Raw genomic sequence first — 17,085 nt, 5'->3', positions numbered from 1 at the left:
TCACTGTGGGAAACTTTGCGGAGACAAGGAGATTGATCATGACCGGGCCGCTATCGGGCATCAAGGTCCTCGATATCGCGACACTCTTCGCCGGACCGCTGGCGGCCACACTGCTGGCCGATTTCGGAGCCGAGGTGATCAAGATCGAGCATCCACGCGGAGATCCGGTGCGCAGCCATGGCGCGCAGCGGGCCGGAATCGGACTGTGGTGGAAGATGATCGGTCGAGGTAAGCGATCGGTGACCCTGTATCTCGGCGCACCCGAGGGGCAGGAGCTGTTCCGTCGCATGGTCGCCGACGCCGATGTGGTGATCGAGAACTTCCGGCCGGGCACCCTCGAGCGCTGGGGGCTGGGCTATTCCGCACTGCGCGAGATCAATCCGCGACTGGTACTGGCGCGGGTCACCGCCTTCGGCCAGGTCGGCCCGTACGCACAGCGTCCGGGATTCGGCACGCTCGCCGAGGCGATGAGCGGTTTCGCGGCCATGACCGGCGAACCCGACGGCCCGCCGACCCTGCCGCCGTTCGGCCTTGCCGACGGAATCGCCGCCCTGACAACGGCTTTCGCCATCATGACCGCATTGCGAGCCCGTGAGGCGACCGGCCGGGGCCAGCAGGTCGACCTGGCCATCGTCGAGCCGATCCTGACTCTGCTCGGTCCGCATATCACCGCCTACGACCAACTCGGGCAGGTGCCTCCGCGCACCGGCAACCGGTCCTCCAACAACGCGCCGCGCAACCTGTACCGCACCGCCGATGACGAGTGGGTCGCGGTCTCCACCAGCGCCCAGTCGGTGGCCGAACGGGTGATGCGGTTGGTCGGGCGGCCGGATCTGGTGCACGCCCCGTGGTTCGCCAGCGGAGCCGAGCGTGCCACGCACGCCGACGAATTGGATGAGGCCGTCGGTTCCTGGATCGCGGCGCGCAAGACCGACGAGGTGGTGGCGGCGTTCGAGAACGCGGAGGCCGCCATCGCGCCGGTGTACACCACCGCCGATATCTTCGACGATCCGCAGTTCCGGGCGCTGGAGTCGATCATCAGCCTGCCGGATGCGGAGTTGGGGCGAATTCGCATGCAGAACATCCTTTTTCGGCTCTCGGAGACGCCCGGAGCGATTCGCTGGACCGGACCACCACTGGGTGCGCACACCGCCGAGGTGCTGGCCCGCTACGGCGTCGACGCGGACCGCCTGGCACAACTGCGCGAGACGGGAGTGGTGCGATGACCGAGATGACCCGAGATCCCTTGGTGGCGGCCGTCACCGGCGGTGTGCGCCTCATCGAACTGGGCCAGCCGTTCTTCACCGGTATGCCGTGCTCGCCGAATCACCCGGGGTTTCGCATGACCCTGATTCGCCGTCACGGCGATATGGTGCGCCCGGACGGCGGGTCGGCGGCGAATGAGATCATCGTGACCGGCGGCCATGTCGGGACGCATATCGACGCGCTCAGCCATGTGAGCCATGACGGCCTGTTGTACGGCGGGGTGGACGCGCAGGAGGCGCAGCGCGGGGGTGCGTTCACCCGGCACGGGGCCGAACATCTTCCGGGTCTGATGCGACGCGGTGTCCTGTTGGACGTGGCACGGCTGCACGGGGTCGACGTACTGTCCGGCGGGTACGAGATCACCGCCGAGGATCTGCGCCTGGCCGCGAAACAGGCGGGAACGCAAATTGATCCGGGCGATATAGCACTGATCCGCACCGGCTGGTCACGCCATTTCACCGACCGGGACGCCTACCTCGGCAATGCCTCGGGAGTGCCCGGAGTGGGTGTGGGCGCGGCCCGGTGGCTGACCGAACGGGGTGTGACGGCCACCGGATCCGATACCACCGCGTACGAGTGCATTCCGCCCGGCGCGGGCCACAGTGTGCTGCCGGTGCACCGCATCCTGCTGGTCGAATCGGGCATCTATATTCTCGAGCATCTGGCGCTGGAGGAGCTGGCAGCCGCCGAACTCGCCGAATTCGTCTTCCTGCTCGCGCCTTTGCGCATAGTCGGCGGCACCGGATCGCCGGTGCGTCCCCTCGCGGCGGTGTCACGATGAGCGAATCGACGGTGGTACAGCGGCTGGCCGAGTTCGCCTACACCGCCGGAATCAACGGGGTGGGTGCGGAGTTGCGGGCCGACGCGGCGCGGCGGGTGCTCGATGTGCTCGGCAATAGTCTTGCCGCACTGCGTACTCCGCCCGCCGTCGCGGTTCGCACCCTGGTGGATGAGTGGGGTGGGCGGCCGCAGGCGACGGCCCTCGGCCTGCCGGGCGGGCTACCCGAGGCCAGTGCCGCGCTGCTCGGCGGAACACTCGCGCACGCAATGGATTTCGACGACACACATCTGCCGTCGGTGCTGCACCCTTCGGCCTCCGTGGTGCCCGCCGCCCTGGCGGTCGCCGAATCCCGCAATGTCAGTGGACCGCGGTTGCTGGATGCGGTCGGCGTCGGAATCGAGATCACCATCCGCCTCGGAATAGCTGGATACGATGCCGCGCTGGGCAATTCGATCTTCTTCGAGCGCGGTCTGCATGCCACGGCCATTTGCGGAACGGTCGGCGCGGCCGCGGCCGCCGCTGTGCTCTCCGGTCTCGACGCGAACGGGATCGCCCATGCCATGGGGATCGCGGCCAGTATGGGTTCGGGTCTGCTGGAGGCCAATCGCACCGGTGGCACCGTCAAACGCGTGCACTGCGGCTGGGCGGCGCACGGCGGGGTGACCGCGGCCGGTCTCGCTCGCACCGGGATGACCGGTCCGCCTACCGTGATCGAGGGAAGATTCGGTCTGCTGCAGGCGTTTTGCGGTGACAGGGCCGATATCGACGCCATCTGCCGGGGCCTCGGCGAGCATTGGGAGTTGCCGGGCGTGTTCTTCAAGCCCTACCCCTGCAATCATTTCACCCACGCCGGTATCGACGCCGCGCTGCGACTGCGCGCACAGGGCATCGATCCGGACGATATCGCCGAATTGGAGTTGGGCGCGCCGACGGCAGCCTTGCGCACCATAGGTTTTCCCGCCGAGGTCAAGGCCCGCCCGGAATCCGGTTATCACGCCGCGTTCTCCGGCCCGTACACCGTCGCTGCCGCACTGCTCGGCGGTGGCGGCCTGGGACTGTTCCACGAGGATTTCACCGACACCGCTGCCCGTGATCCGAAGCGCCTCGCCCTGGCCGCGCGGGTGCACTGCATCCCGGATCCGCACTGCGACAGCATCTTTCCGCATCAGTTCCCGGCGGTACTCACCGCGCGCCTACGTACGGGCCAGATGCGTACCGAGCGGGTGGAGGTGAACCGCGGCGGCCCGGGCAACCCGCTCTCCGCCGAGGAGCTTGCCACCAAGTTCCGCCTCAACGCCGCGTCCGCACTGACTCCGGCCGAGGCCGATCAGGTCACCGATCACGTCTATCGACTGGTCGATGCGCCCGACCTGACGGCGTTGCTGATGAGCTTGAAGTCGTGGAGCCCGACCAAAAGCACGCCGGGGTGACGGGGTGTCATCCATCGGTGTTCGCCGCGATGCCCACACGTCCTCTACCTGGCGTTTTGCATTCCGACGGTCATCGCCGCACGCCCCTGGACAGTGCGAATTGTGACACGTAGGTGACACAGAACAGCCCGCACTCCGCTTGGGTGCGGGCTGTTCCTGCGCCGATGAGTGTGGTGGCGCGGCCCGATCGTACGTCGATCTGTAACCGCTGTACCCCTACACGAACGAACCGCACGGTCGTAGCGTGGGCTGTATGAGTGTGGTTGGTGATCGGGTGAAGAATGCCCGCAAGCGGGCAGGCATGACGCAGCGAGGGCTTGCCGACGCCTCCGGCGTCTCACTGTCGCAGCTTCGAAAGATTGAACAAGGCGACTACGATCCCCGCCTGGAAACGTTGCGTGCCTTCGCAGTCGCCATGAACCTGCGTACTTCCGCCCTACAGGCCACGCCGGACTACGAAATTCCTGACAGCGACACCGAGGCCCAGTGGCAGCCCGTCATGCACGCCCTGTATGGCAATATTGCCCAACCTGACGAACCGGCCACCTCCGAGGGCCTTCAGGCGATGCTCGACACCGTGCAGACGATGATCAGCGCCGACCGGTACCGCGAAGTGACGGTGTTGCTGCCCAACCTGATTCGCGATATGGACAGCCTCGCCGATGCACGCGGCGTGAAGTTCAAAACGCTGAACATGGTCGCCTCCTTGTTGGCGCAGACCAGGCAATTCGAGGCCGCTGACATCGTCCTCGGCCGTGCTGTCGACGTCGCTGAGACTCATGTCGAGGCGGCAACGGCGATCGACACTCTGTTGTGGGCGCTGCTTCGGCAGGGTCGTTTGGACGACGCCCGATCGTTGGCCGTGCAGTGGGCAGACGACATCGAACCGCGATTCTCCCGTGCCACCCTGCAATCGGTCGGGATGTGGGGTCGGTTGTGGTTGAAGATCGCCAATGCCGCCATCCGGGACAACCAGCCGCACGAGGTGGAGGATGCGCTCTCTCTGGCCCGCGCAGCGGCGGCCCGCATCGGTCACGATGTGTACGTGGAGCGGCTGTTGGGCCGTACCTTCGGCCCACTCGAGGTGTCCTACATCAGTGCTGAATCGCATGTGATCGCCCACGAGCCGGAGAAGACGCTCGCGATCGCGTCCAAGGTTCCGGCACCGACGATCGAACCGGCGGGTGCCAGCAGGATGAGGCACAAGCTCGATGTCGCCAATGCGTTCACGCAGATGGGTCGATATGGCGAGGCGCTGGATGAGTTTCGCATCGTGCGGCGGACAGCGCCGGAATGGCTTGTACAGCAACGGTATGCGCGCGACATTCTCGGAACGATTGTGAGCAAACGGCGCACGTTGACGCCGGACATGCGGGAGTTGGCGAACGTCATCAAACTCGAATACTGATAGTCCGAGATACGTCCCATGAATGGCACTTCGGTTCGACATAGAGCCGAAGTGCCATGGTGTGCCCCTGCCCGCAGGTGTGATGCTCAGGCTCGACCCCGCCGCCGAGTCGATCACCGGCCCCTTAGCCAGCTCCCCGGCGGCGGGTGTCTCTCCAACCAAGCCGTGGAAGGGGCGTCACGTGACTGCGAAACCAAGGGCTATCGGATACCTGCGGCGAGACATCTCCGGTGTTCACCAAAATTGGGATGAAGTTCGAATCAGAAGTCTCGCAGCACGATTCGGATATGACTTGTGTAAGATTCTCGTGTTCGGACCAGAGACTGAGCGCCGCGCCTACCGCCTCCGAGTTGCTGCGAGCCGTACACGCGCCGAGGCGATCTTCGTTCCTGGCATCCGCCATTTCGACGGCGGCGAGGTGCCGACCGAAATCTCCCAGGCCGCTGCCGTGGTCGCGGTAGACACCAGACAGACTTTCGCGCGAAAGCCTTCCCTCGCAGAGGCATTGGACGAGTAGCGATGAATGACCTCAAAGGCAATCCCGGCCGCGAAGGCGGTCCGATGGGCTACCTGCACTGCGAGCACGGCCTCATCCCCATCGGCGCAGACGGATTCCCGGTGGACAGTGATATCCCAGAACTCGAAGCTCTTACAAGACCGACCGAACTCGACCGGTACCCAGTCCTCGAAATCGAACCGGAATCGGTCACTGATACCGTAACCCCTTACGGGGAAAGATAATTGCGGCGAAATGATTACCTCGAACCGGCTGGCAACCCGCGGGCATATTCACACTAGATGCTGTGCAACATGATTCACGCAACTCGTTCCACCCGCGCCACTGGGCGTAACGCTCCTCGATTCGGTCCGGCATGAACCCGTGCCGGTGGAATCGACCGTCCGGACCGGCCAGTGTCGGGACGGTGCCAGCGTCCGACTGGGGTTCGCGGATCCGGACTGCCCTCACGTCGAGGAGAGGGACGCTCTCGAGCAGATGGGCGGGACACTGCCCGGACGCATCCGGAACGCGCTGAGCATGCTCGGCCCACTCGTCGACACCCCCGGATGCACCGTCGGGTTGCACACTGCACATCTGTACAACTCAATATTCCGGTTCGACGACCAAATGATAGTCACGCCTTACCTGTTCCGTGCGCGTGGGTATCAACACACGGCGCTGCACCTACGACAGTTGTCCTCGCACGGCATCTTCGGCTCGTTTGCCGACCAATTCGAACAAATCTGGGGCACGGTAACCACCTACTCGCAAAGATCGGAATTCAATGGGCTCACGGCGTGACTATTACAAAGACCCGAACGCACCCAAGGCGAACAGCCTGGTCCCGGGCGGATCCGCGCTGATCGTCGATTCCGAAGCGCGGGTATTGATGCAACGCCGAGGCGATTCCGGCAACTGGTCTCTACCGGGAGGAATCATGGAGATCGGCGAGACGCTCGAGCAGTGCGTAATCCGGGAGACCAAGGAAGAAACCGGGCTGGACATTGAAATCACCGGCCTACTCGGTATCTACACAGACCCTGAACACGTCATCGAATACGCCGATGGCGAGATCCGGCAAGAATTCGCAATTACCTACTACGGCAAAGTAATCGGCGGCAACGTCGAGGTCAGCAGCGAGTCGACCTCGGTCCGCTTCCTCGGCTTGGACGAGCTGGAGGCGCTGCCGGTACACGACACCGTACGGCTACGGCTCCGCCATCATGCCGAGCACCGAACCGAGCCATACCTAGGCTAGGCCAGCCATCCGGCGCGACGTCCAGGCGTCGGCGCGGCGCTGCGGACGGCTTCACTCCGAGTCCCTTCCTGACGATTACGGGCGCTGTCGAGACGGTCCGCGGATACCGCCAAGTGCCGCAGTCGATGTCATCGATGCCGAAGTCCGCACTGATCGGGATGACGAGGGTCGGGGCATGGCAGATGACGCGGTTTACGGTTTTACCGGGTCGCGCCGGGGAAGACTCCGGCCCTGCCGAGCAGGGCGGGGACCGGGTTACCGAGGGTGTCGCCGAGCCAGGTGGCGGTGTCGATGATCTTGCCGATGTCCACGCCGGTGTCGATGCCCATGCGGTCCAGGGTGTACAGCAGGTCTTCGGTGGCGATATTGCCGGTGGCGGCGGGGGCGAACGGGCAGCCGCCGATGCCGCCGATACTGGCGTCCAGCACCCGGGCACCGGCTTCCAGGGCCGCGATGGCATTGGCGTAGCCGGTGTTGCGGGTGTTGTGGAAGTGGCAGCGTGGCAGCGCAGCCGGTGCCAGGGTGCGCAGACCGTGGACGAGACGGCGGACCTGGTCGGGGGTGCCGACGCCGATGGTGTCGGCCAGCGCGATCTCCTCCGGATTCGCCTCGGCCACCTGTGAGATCAGGTCCAGGACAGTGGCTTTCGACACCTCGCCCTCGAAGGGACAGCCGAAGGCGGCGGCGATCGTCACCGTGCGCCACAGTCCCGCGGCGGCGGCGCGTTCCGCCAGGCGAAACCACCGCCGAACCCCCTCGGCGGTATCGCAGCCTTGGTTGCGGTTGCTGAAGGTATCGGTGGCCACCACCACGACATTGATCTCGTCCACCCCCGCGGCCAATGCCCGGTCCAGCCCGCGGTCATTGAAAACCAGTCCGGCATAGGAGATATCGGCGGTGCGCGGCACCCCCGCCATGACCGCCTCGGCATCGGCCATCTGCGGCACCCGCGACCCGTTCACGAAGCTCACCGCCTCGATGCGGCGCACTCCCGCCGCCGCCGAGCGCCGTATCAATTCGATCTTCGCCGCGGTCGAGACAATCCGCGATTCGTTCTGCAAGCCGTCGCGGGGCGAGACCTCGACCAGTGTGGTGTCCACGAATTCTCCTTCATACCGGGACATTCGGTGCGCAGCCGGACCGATCGGCGGCCGATCTTGCTCACCGTTTCGCTACGGGATACATTGTATCCATTCTTCCCGGCGGTGCGCTCCAATCCACCGCCGGTGCGACAGAACGGAGTTGGCCGCATGGCAGAACCGACAACCCCCACCGGACCGCTGACCGACCTGCGGGTGATCGAGATGGGACAGTTGCTGGCGGGCCCGTTCTGCGGTCAGCTGCTCGGCGATCTGGGTGCCGAGGTCATCAAGCTGGAATCCCCGGGGCAGGGCGATCCGATGCGGGAGTGGGGGCGGGAGAAGCCCTATGGACGCTCACTCTGGTGGCCGGTGGTGGCACGCAACAAGAAGTCGGTCACCTGCAATCTCCGCACCGAGGCCGGTCAGCGATTGGCGCGCGAGCTCATCGCGCAGGCCGATATCGTGGTCGAGAACTTCCGCCCCGGCACCCTGGAACGCTGGGGACTGGACTACGAGACGCTGCGCGAAGACAATCCGGCCCTCATCCTGACCCGCGTCACCGGCTACGGCCAGACCGGCCCGTACGCACCGCGCGCGGGTTACGGCTCGATCGGTGAGGCCATGGGCGGTATCCGCTACACCACGGGCGATCCCGGCAGCCCGCCCGCCAGAACCGGTATCTCCCTGGGTGATTCGCTGGCCGCGGTCTTCGCCACCATCGGCACCCTGGCCGCGGTGCATCATCGCGAGCGCACCGGCGTCGGCCAGATCGTCGATGCCGCCATCTACGAGGCGGTGCTGGCGATGATGGAATCCCTGCTGCCCGAATGGGGCATCACCCAATACCAGCGCGAGCGCACCGGACCGGTGCTGCCCAACGTCTCCCCCAGCAATGTGTACGCCACGGCGGGCGAGGACCTGATCCTGATCGCGGCCAATCAGGACACCGTCTTCGCGCGCCTGGCCAAGGTCATGGGGCAGCCCGAACTCGCCGCTACCGAGCGCTTCGCCACCCACTCCACCCGTGGCGAGAATATGGCCGAACTGGACGACATCATCGGCGAATGGACCGGCACCCGGACCGCGCCTGACCTGTTGAATATCCTGCACGAGGCCGGGGTGCCCGCGGGCCGGATCTACACCGCGCGTGACATGTTCGCCGATCCGCACTTCGCGGCCCGCGAAGCCATTGTGCGACTGGCACATCCGGAGTTCGGCGAGATCCCCATGCAGAACGTCTTTCCCAAACTGAGCGAAACACCGGGCTCGGTGCGGCATCCCGGGCCGGAGCTGGGCCAGCACAATGCCGAGGTCTACGGCGCGATCCTCGGACTGGACGCGGATCGGCTCACCGAGCTGTCCCGCACCGGCGTGATCTGAGGCGATGTCATGTCCGACCTGGCCGAGGAGTACCTGCGCCACGGTTTCGCCGCCCGGATCGGCGCGGGTGAACGCCCGGCGGTACTGGTCATCGATGTGTGCGCCGCCTACCTCACCGATGGTTCGCCGCTGCGCGCCCCCGTCGAGGAGGCGGTGCGGGCCACCGCCCGGCTGGTCGCCCGGGCCCGCGCTGTCGGCAGGCCCGTCGTCTTCACCCGGGTGAGCTATCGTCCGGGCAGTGCCGACGGCGGACTGTTCCGGCGAAAGGTCCCGGCGCTCAACGCTTTCGAAGACGGCAATCCGATGGGCGAATTCGTCGCCGACCCCGCCCCGCTACCCGGCGAGGTGGTGGTCACCAAGCAGTACGCCAGTGGATTCCACGGCACCTCACTCGCCGCGACCCTGACCGCGCAGGGCGTGGACACCGTCCTGGTCACCGGACTCACCACCAGCGGTTGTGTGCGCGCCACCGCCACAGACGCACTGCAATACGGATTCCGCCCCCTGGTGGTGGCCGACGCCTGCGGTGATCGCGATCGCCGCCTGCACGAGGCGAACCTGCTGGATCTCGATGCCAAGTACGCCGATGTGATCGACCTCGAGACCGCGCTGACCGTTCTGCGCTGAACCGCGATTCAACTCTCCCCGAAGGGATTTCCATGGGACCGCATCATTACGGATGGTGGATCCTGCTGCACCTGGTGCTGTTCGTCTTCTGGCTCGGCGGCGATCTCGGGGTGTTCTACTCGAGCCGTTTCGTCATCGATCCGCGGCAGACACCCCCGGCGCGCGCGACCGCATTGGCGATCATGAGCGGATTGGATCTGGGCCCGAAGATCTGCCTGGTGCTGTTCCTGCCCAGCGGCGTGACACTCATGGCCTTGGACCCGCACGGCGCGAAGGCTTTTGGGATCACGTTGTTCCCCTGGTGGTTCGTGGTCCTGACGTGGCTCTTCGCTGCCGTGTGGCTGACTGTGGCGATTGTCGCGCACCGCACCCACGGCAGGATCGCGAGCGTCTATCGCGCCGATCTGATCATCCGATTCGTGGTGATCGCGGCCATGACCGGCGCCGGTCTCTACACATTGGTGGCGCACGACCCGTTCGGCGTCACCACCAATCCGCGCTGGCTGGGCGGCAAGATCCTGCTCTATACCGCGGCGATCGCGGCGGGGCTCGGCATTCGAATCACGCTGCGCCCCTTCGGTCCCGCCTTCGGCCGGTTACAGACCGAGGGCTCGACCCCGGAGCTGGAGGCCATCCTGCGCCGCAGCGTCAATGGCTGCCTCCCCTACGTCTGGATCATCTGGGGTGGCGTGCTGGCCGCCGCGACGCTGGGCGTCTTCAAACCGGGTGCGAATCTCTAACCCGTATAACCGAGTTGGGTCGAGAGCGCGCCGGAGGCCTTGAGCAGGATCGGCGCGTATTCGTCCATGCGGGGTTCGAATCGCGAGAGCGGTCCGCAGACGCTCAGCGCGGCGACCACCCCACCATCGTGATCCAGAATCGGTGCGGCGATGGATGCCGCGCCGATCTGCCGCTCCCCCAGCGATACCGCGTAACCGCGCTTGCGGATGGTGTTGAGCTCCGCGCGCAGTTTGCGCTGCGAGGTGACGGTGGCATCGGTGAACGCACTCAGTTCATGCCGCCCGAGGTATTCATCGATCTCCTCCTTGCGCAGGAAGGCCAGGATCACCTTGGACGAGCTGCCCGCGTGCAGTGGATACGGTTGTCCCAGTGCGACTTCCATGCGCAGTTCCTGATCCGGCACCACCTGGTCCACATACATGCGCGTGTCGCCGCGCCGAATGGACAGGGTCGCGGTCTCGCCGGTGAGCGAGGCCAATCGCCGCAGCTCCGGGGCGGCCATGACGCGAAGATCGGTGCGCGCCAGATACGCCCGGCCCAAGGCCATCGCGGCATGCCCGAGCGCGTAACGCCGGGTGGTCGGCTCGAGGGTGATGAGATCCCGGCTGCGCAGGGCGGTGAGGATGCGATGCACCGCGGCTTTGGTGATGCCGAGTTCATTGGCGATCTCGGTGACCCCGAGATCTGGCCGGCCGCTGCGTCCGAAGAGCAGCAGCACGTCCATGGCTCGTTCGACGGCTGCGATCGAACGGCTCTGGGTGTCGGATTCCGTATCGGGCACGCGGTCAGTCTAGGGGGCGGATTTCCCGATGGGAAACACCATCCCCCTGTTGTTCCCCTTGCGCCCGCCCATATCAGCGCGTTACCTTGTGCGTAACAGCGTTTCCACTACCGAAACGGAGTTGGATATGGAGCCGCAGTATCTCCGTACGGTGCTGGCGCAGTGGGCAACCGGCGTCGTGGTTGTCACCACCCTCGATGAGCAGCGCGGCCGGCACGGCATGACGGCGAGCTCCTTCACCAGTGTGGCGCTGCATCCGCCGCTCGTCTCGGTATGCGTGGCCTCGACCGGCGCGACCTGCCGAATGATCAGGCGCAGTGGGATTTTCGCGGTCAATGTGCTCGGCAGCGACCATGAGGAGATCGGGCGGCGCTTCGCCGGCCCCGCGGCGGACGACCGTTTCACCCGGGGGCACTGGGAGACCGCGACCACCGGCGCGGCGGTGCTGGCCGATGCGGTCGCCTGGCTCGATTGCGCTGTCGCCGCGTGCTATCCGGCCGGCGACCACACCATTGTGCTCGGGATGGTCCAGGACGCGGCCACCCCGCGCCCGGCCGCCCCACTCATTTATCACGACCGCACCTACTACGAGGGGATTGCCCGATGATCGGTGAACGACTGGTCGAAGATATGACCGACGCCGAACGCGAACGCGCACAACGGGTCGAATCGGTGCTGCCCGCCCTGCGCGCGGCCGCCGCGGAGGCCGACCGCACCGCCACCTTCCCGGCCTCGCATATCGGTCTGCTGCGCGAGGCCGGACTGCTGGGCCTGGTGGTGCCCGAGCGATTCGGCGGTTTGGGCGGCACCCTGCGCGATCTCGCCGCCGCCACCTTCGCCATGGGCACGGCCTGCCCGTCCACGGCGCTGGCGTACTTCTTCCACAACACCAGCGCGTCGCGGGGGCTGTTGCCCCTGGAGGCGATCGAGGCCGGATTGTTCGATGCCGCAGAGGTTCCGGAGGTGCGGGCCTTCGCCGAGAAGGTGCTGACCCGCATGGCCGAGGGCGTGTGGCTGGCCAACTTCGCCTCCGAATCGGTCAAGACCTCGGGGGCGAACATCACCATCGCCACCACCGCGCGCAAGGTCTCCGGCGGGTGGATTCTCAACGGGGAGAAGTCTTTCGGCTGCGCCACCGGGGTCGCGGACTACTACCTGACCTCGGCGAAACTCGAGGGCTACGACACCGCGCAGGGCCTGGCCACCTTCTTCGTCCCGCGCGAGGCCACCGGCGTGAGCGTGCGCGCCCCCTGGGACGGGCTCGGTATGCGCGCCACCGCCAATAACGGCATCCGGCTCGATGACGTCTTCATCCCCGAGGACGAAGCTCTCGCCGTGCCGGGCGCTTTCACCAAGATGCTGACCATGAGCCGAGGCAGCTTCGTCGGCAATCAACTCGCCATCGCCGCCGTCTACACCGGCTGCGCCCAGCGCGTCTACGACGACGTCTTGCGCGCCACCACAACCAAGACCTTCGCCGACACCGGCGCACCCATCGCCTCCTCCCCCGTGCATCAGGTGCTGTTCGGTGAGATGACCCGCGATCTGGAGACCGCCTACCTGTGGCTGCGCTATCAGCTCGCGGTCGAGACCGCCGAGGTGCCGTTCAAGCCGAAGCAGGAGGTATTCACCCAGTGGCGACTCGGCAAGGGCGCGGTCACCGAAGCCTGTTTCCGGGTGGCCTTGGGCGCGCTCAAGGCGGGCGGCACCTCCGCCGCATCCATGGAAGGCACCGCCGGGCGCGCACTTCGAGATCTCGCCATGGGCCTGGTGATGACCTTCCCCGCCGAGCGGGGCATGCTCGAGGTCGCCCGTATCGTCACCGAGGCCAAGGCCAATGAACTCTTCGCCACCGCTCCGGAGCAGGCGAACGTCCCCGCCGAGGTCGGCCGATGAGTCTGGAACTACCCGCGATTCGCGATCTGATCGACGGCGAATGGGGTGTGCCCACCGTGGATCTCGGTATCGCACTGGAGAATCCGGCCACCGGCGCACCGGTGGCCCGTGCGGTGGCGACCGCGCCGGATCGGGTGGACCGTGCGCTCGCGGTGGCCGAGCGCGCGCACGGGCGGATCACCGCGGAGACCCTCGACGCGATCGCGGACGGCCTCGACGCGCGGTTGACCGCGATCACCGAACTCGATGCCTTCGCGACCGGGGTGCCCATCCGGCAGACCACTCCGCTGGGCGTAATCGTCTCGGGCGCTTTCCGATTGGCGGCGGCGCAGTTGCGCTCCGGCGCGCTTCGGGCGGATCGGGAAGGAGTCGAGGTGCATCGGCTGGGGCTGGGTCCGGCGCTGTGCCTGGTGCCGTGGAACGCGCCCGCGCCGATGGCGGCCCATAAGGTGGCCAATGCGCTGGCGGCCGGATGTCCGGTGCTGCTGAAGGTCAGTGAGCTGACCCCGTACAGCTCGGTGCTGCTCGCCGAGGTCGTGGCCGATCATGTGCCACAGGGCATGTTCCAGCTGGTGCAGGGCGGTGCCGCCACCGGTGCGCGGCTGGTCGCCGACGCCCGGATCAAGGCGGTGTCGTTCACCGGTGGTGTGGCGGGCGGGCAGGCGGTGGCGATCGCCTCGGCTCCCCTGTTCCGGCCCTGTCAGCTGGAATTGGGCGGGAACAATCCGCTCATCGTGCTGCCCGACGCCGATCTCGATACCGCCGCCCGGATGGGCGCGGAGCTGCTGACCACGCTCAATGGCCAGTGGTGCCGGGCGCTGGGCCGATTGATCGTGCCCGTCGAACGCGTCGGCGAAATCGTCGAGGCGATCGGCAAGCGGCTCGAATCACTCACCGTGGGAGCACCATTGGATCCGGCCACCGAGTTCGGCCCGCTGGTGCATTCGCGCCACGTCGGCGCGCTGCGCGCCGCGATCGCGGGGCGCGCGGAGCGCAGCTTCGGACAACTTCCGGAGTCCGGAAACTATTTCGCTCCAACGCTTCTCGATGACGATTTGACCGAGGAGGTGTTCGGCCCGGTCGCCGGTGTGGCCACCTACGACAGCGTCGAGCAGGTGGTGCGCCTGGCCAATGCGGTGCCGTACGGCCTGGAAGCCTATGTGTGCGGTGCGGATACCGAGTTCGCCCGCGCCATCGCCCGCCGTATCCGCGCCGGCGAGGTGAAGGTGAACGGCTCCTCGATCATGAGTCTGCACCTGATGACCCCGCGTCCGGCGTGGGGCATCTCGGGCCTGGGCGAGGAGGGCACGGCCGAGACGCTGCGCTTCTTCACCGGCGCGCGGGTGGTCGGCGTCGAAGGGCGTTTCGCCCTGCACACCTCATGAGCACCGTCCTCATCGCCGGGGCCGGGCCCGTGGGGCTCACCGCCGCACTGACGCTGGCCCGGCGCGGCGTGGATGTGACGGTGCTCGAGGCGGGTTCGGAGCTGGCCGCCGAATCGCGCGCCTCCACCTTCCACCCGCCCACCCTGGAGATGCTCGACGACCTCGGCGTGGTGCGGGCACTGTTGCGCAAAGGGATTGTCGCCGAGACCTTCCAATACCGCGATCGCGGCGGCGATGCCATCGCCACCCTGGATATGGGCGTGCTGGCCGCCGATACGCCGTTCCCGTACCGGGTGCAGTGCGAGCAGAGCAAGCTCACCCCGATCCTGCTCGATGCCGCACCCGGAAATCTCGGGGTGCGCTTCGACCATCGCGTCGAGGATGTCCGGTGCGACCCGCACGAGGTGAGTGTCCGCACCAGCGCCGGTGTGCTGCGGGCGGATTGGCTGATCGGCGCGGACGGCGCGCACTCGGCGGTACGGCGCTCGACGGGTATGAGTCTGGAGGGGAGCACATACCCGGAACGGTTCCTGGTCGCCTCGGTGCGCGAGGACCTCACCGCCGCACTGCCGGGCATCGCCCCCATCAACTACATTTTCGATCCGCGCGAATGGCTGGTACTGCTGCGCACCCCCGACCACTGGCGGGTGCTGCTGCCCACCCCGGGCGATACCGACGACGACACCGAATTGCACCGCCTGCCAACCCGTTTGGCGGGCGTCGCGGACCTCGGTAGGCCCTGGCGTATCGAGCAGGCCGCCCTCTACCGGGTGCACCAGCGGGTGGCGCCGCGCTTCCGTGACGGCCGGGTACTGCTGATGGGCGATGCCGCGCACGTGAACAATCCGCTCGGCGGTCTCGGTATGAACAGCGGTATCCACGATGCGGTGCGCATGGCGCACGCCCTGGCCGATGTCATCACCGGTGCGCCCGAGCGGGTGCTGGACGAGGCCGCCGCGCTGCGGCGCACCGTCGCCATCGAACAGGTGCAGCGCACCAGCCACGACAACTGGTCCCGTCTACGCGGGCATGACACCGAATACCGTGACCGGCTCCGCGCATTGGCGGCCGATCCGGTGGCGAGCCGCGCGTATCTCCGGCGCGCCTGTCTGATGGAGCCGTTGGAGGCCGCGTAGTGAGAATCAGCCGAGAGAATCCCGCCCGTCCCCGGGAGATCGTCGGATCGGTGCCGGTGACCCCGCCCGGGGCGGTGGACGTCATTGTGCGCGAATCACATCGGCGATTCCGGGAGTGGTCGGCTCGACCACTGGCCGAGCGGCTCACCGCCCTGTGGCATGCGGCCGATGCGATGGACGCCGATCGCCCCGCGCTGGCGGAGCTGCTGGCCCGCGAATCCGGCAAGCCCGTCGCCGACTGCCGTGGCGAGATCGCCTTCGCCGCCACGTATCTGCGCTGGATCTGCGATCGAGCCGAGGCCGTCTACACCGGCACCGAGACAGACGATGCGCGCGGACGGCTGGGTATGACCCCGCGTCCCTACGGCGTGGTCACCGCGATCACGCCGTGGAACGCACCGGTGATCCTGTCCCTGCTCAAACTGGGTCCGGCGCTGGCCGCGGGAAATACGGTGCTACTCAAGCCCTCTCCGCTAGCCCCGCTGACGATCACCGCGGTGGCCGAGTTCTTCCCCGCCACCACCGTCCTGCACGGCGGCCCGGAGCTGGTGCACGCGCTCATAGCGCATCCATTGGTGCGCAAGGTCGCCTTCACCGGCGGTGAGGCGGCGGGCCGCAGTATCGCCGCCGCGGCGGGCCAGGCCATCACCCCGGTCGTACTGGAGCTCGGCGGCAATGACCCGGCCATATTCTTGGACGATTTCGCCCTCGACCCGGACGATTACGAACGTCTGGTGCTGGCCTCGTTCGCCACCGCGGGCCAGGTGTGTATGGCGGCCAAGCGGCTATACGTCCCGGAACACCGTGCGCAGGAGTTCGCCGACGCGTATCTCGCTGCGGCACAGCGCATTCTGACGGTCGGTGATCCGCTGGACGAAGCGGTCACCATGGGACCGGTGGTGACCCGGGAGGCCGCCGACCGGGTCACCGGTCTGATAGCCGACGCGCACGCACGCGGCGGCCGAATCCTGCCCTTGGCGAAAGCCGCCGAGCCACAGGGGTATTTCATCGATCCGGTACTCGTCCTGGGCCCGCCCGATGACGCCCCGCTGGTGCACGCCGAGCAATTCGGCCCCGCCGTACCCCTGCTCACCTATCGTGACGAAGCCGAAGTGCTCTCCCGCGCAAACGATTCCGAGCTGGGCTTGGGCGCTTCGGTCTGGTCCGCCGACGAGACCCGGGCCTTCGCCTTCGCCGCCGGTATCGAGGCCGGTTTCACCTTCGTCAATACGCACAACCGCACCGGGATGACGCTGCGCGCCCCGTTCGGCGGGATCAAATCCAGTGGCTACGGCCGTGAATACGCCGAGGCGGGTCTGCTCGAATATGTCTGCACCACGGTCGTGCACGCCCCCGCCGCCTTCCGCGCCGGCGGCGAGGGAATGCCCGCCCGGGCCTACCCGGGATAGCGGCCG

Annotated in this window: 16 protein-coding genes; 14 read left to right on the top strand and 2 right to left on the bottom strand. The window is 66.9% G+C overall.

The genetic code is table 11. The features are described 5' to 3' along the window. Positions 1-38: 38 nt before the first annotated feature. The 6 genes from OHB26_RS28845 to OHB26_RS28820 all read left to right on the top strand — a co-directional run bounded on the left by OHB26_RS28845 (position 39) and on the right by OHB26_RS28820 (position 6,642). A complete protein-coding gene (locus tag OHB26_RS28845) occupies positions 39-1,226 on the top strand; it encodes a CaiB/BaiF CoA transferase family protein (RefSeq protein ID WP_330180404.1) in 1,188 nt (395 codons plus the stop codon). Continuing rightward, positions 1,223-2,047 carry a cyclase family protein gene (locus tag OHB26_RS28840; protein ID WP_330180403.1) on the top strand — a complete coding sequence of 275 codons (825 nt, stop codon included), beginning with the start codon at positions 1,223-1,225 and terminating at the stop codon, positions 2,045-2,047. The genes OHB26_RS28845 and OHB26_RS28840 overlap by 4 nt, the downstream gene beginning before the upstream one ends. Next, positions 2,044-3,477: an MmgE/PrpD family protein gene (locus tag OHB26_RS28835; RefSeq protein WP_330180402.1), complete on the top strand. Its 1,434-nt coding sequence runs from the start codon at positions 2,044-2,046 to the stop codon at positions 3,475-3,477. The genes OHB26_RS28840 and OHB26_RS28835 overlap by 4 nt, the downstream gene beginning before the upstream one ends. Before the next feature lie 253 nt (positions 3,478-3,730). Continuing rightward, complete coding sequence (locus tag OHB26_RS28830; RefSeq protein WP_330180401.1) at positions 3,731-4,885, top strand: helix-turn-helix domain-containing protein; 1,155 nt, start codon at positions 3,731-3,733, stop codon at positions 4,883-4,885. Positions 4,886-5,404: 519 nt separating this feature from the next. Then, complete coding sequence (locus OHB26_RS28825; RefSeq protein WP_330180400.1) at positions 5,405-5,626, top strand: hypothetical protein; 222 nt, start codon at positions 5,405-5,407, stop codon at positions 5,624-5,626. Between the two features lie 542 nt (positions 5,627-6,168). After that, the gene (locus OHB26_RS28820; RefSeq protein ID WP_330180399.1) at positions 6,169-6,642 is read left to right on the top strand and encodes an NUDIX domain-containing protein; all 474 of its coding nucleotides are present in this window, start codon (positions 6,169-6,171) and stop codon (positions 6,640-6,642) included. Between the two features lie 200 nt (positions 6,643-6,842). Here the strand turns inward: OHB26_RS28820 and OHB26_RS28815 are convergent, their stop codons facing one another. Further along, positions 6,843-7,766, bottom strand: coding sequence for a hydroxymethylglutaryl-CoA lyase (locus tag OHB26_RS28815; protein WP_442942732.1), 924 nt, complete (start codon positions 7,764-7,766; stop codon positions 6,843-6,845). 126 nt (positions 7,767-7,892) lie between these two features. Here OHB26_RS28815 and OHB26_RS28810 point away from each other — a divergent pair, with 126 nt between their 5' ends. The 3 genes from OHB26_RS28810 to OHB26_RS28800 are packed head-to-tail and all read left to right on the top strand — an operon-like array spanning position 7,893 to position 10,471. Continuing rightward, positions 7,893-9,104 carry a CaiB/BaiF CoA transferase family protein gene (locus OHB26_RS28810; RefSeq protein WP_330180397.1) on the top strand — a complete coding sequence of 404 codons (1,212 nt, stop codon included), beginning with the start codon at positions 7,893-7,895 and terminating at the stop codon, positions 9,102-9,104. Positions 9,105-9,113: 9 nt separating this feature from the next. Beyond that, entirely contained in the window at positions 9,114-9,731 is a 618-nt protein-coding gene (locus OHB26_RS28805) for an isochorismatase family protein (protein WP_330180396.1), read from the top strand. A gap of 32 nt (positions 9,732-9,763) precedes the next feature. Next, a complete protein-coding gene (locus OHB26_RS28800) occupies positions 9,764-10,471 on the top strand; it encodes a hypothetical protein (RefSeq protein ID WP_330180395.1) in 708 nt (235 codons plus the stop codon). On the opposite strand, the gene OHB26_RS28795 is transcribed toward OHB26_RS28800, so the two are convergent. Beyond that, entirely contained in the window at positions 10,468-11,253 is a 786-nt protein-coding gene (locus OHB26_RS28795) for an IclR family transcriptional regulator (protein ID WP_330180394.1), read from the bottom strand. The genes OHB26_RS28800 and OHB26_RS28795 overlap by 4 nt on opposite strands. A 127-nt stretch (positions 11,254-11,380) precedes the next feature. Here OHB26_RS28795 and OHB26_RS28790 point away from each other — a divergent pair, with 127 nt between their 5' ends. From OHB26_RS28790 to OHB26_RS28770, 5 genes are read left to right on the top strand one after another with little or no spacing between them, the layout of a single operon-like run. Beyond that, positions 11,381-11,860, top strand: coding sequence for a flavin reductase family protein (locus tag OHB26_RS28790; RefSeq protein ID WP_330180393.1), 480 nt, complete (start codon positions 11,381-11,383; stop codon positions 11,858-11,860). Beyond that, positions 11,857-13,149, top strand: a complete 1,293-nt coding sequence (locus OHB26_RS28785) for an acyl-CoA dehydrogenase family protein (RefSeq protein WP_330180392.1) — start codon at positions 11,857-11,859, stop codon at positions 13,147-13,149. The genes OHB26_RS28790 and OHB26_RS28785 overlap by 4 nt, the downstream gene beginning before the upstream one ends. Continuing rightward, a complete protein-coding gene (locus OHB26_RS28780; RefSeq protein WP_330180391.1) occupies positions 13,146-14,534 on the top strand; it encodes an aldehyde dehydrogenase family protein in 1,389 nt (462 codons plus the stop codon). The genes OHB26_RS28785 and OHB26_RS28780 overlap by 4 nt, the downstream gene beginning before the upstream one ends. Further along, complete coding sequence (locus tag OHB26_RS28775) at positions 14,531-15,670, top strand: FAD-dependent oxidoreductase (RefSeq protein WP_330180390.1); 1,140 nt, start codon at positions 14,531-14,533, stop codon at positions 15,668-15,670. Before OHB26_RS28780 ends, OHB26_RS28775 begins: the two co-directional genes overlap by 4 nt. Next, positions 15,670-17,079, top strand: coding sequence for an aldehyde dehydrogenase family protein (locus tag OHB26_RS28770; RefSeq protein WP_330180389.1), 1,410 nt, complete (start codon positions 15,670-15,672; stop codon positions 17,077-17,079). The genes OHB26_RS28775 and OHB26_RS28770 overlap by 1 nt, the downstream gene beginning before the upstream one ends. The last annotated feature ends 6 nt before the right edge of the window (positions 17,080-17,085 follow it).

The sequence above is a fragment of the Nocardia sp. NBC_01503 genome, from assembly GCF_036327755.1.
Classification (GTDB): Bacteria; Actinomycetota; Actinomycetes; order Mycobacteriales; family Mycobacteriaceae; genus Nocardia.
The sequence above is the reverse complement of the archived record's forward strand: the minus strand, read 5'-3'. Positions and strand labels throughout refer to the sequence as shown.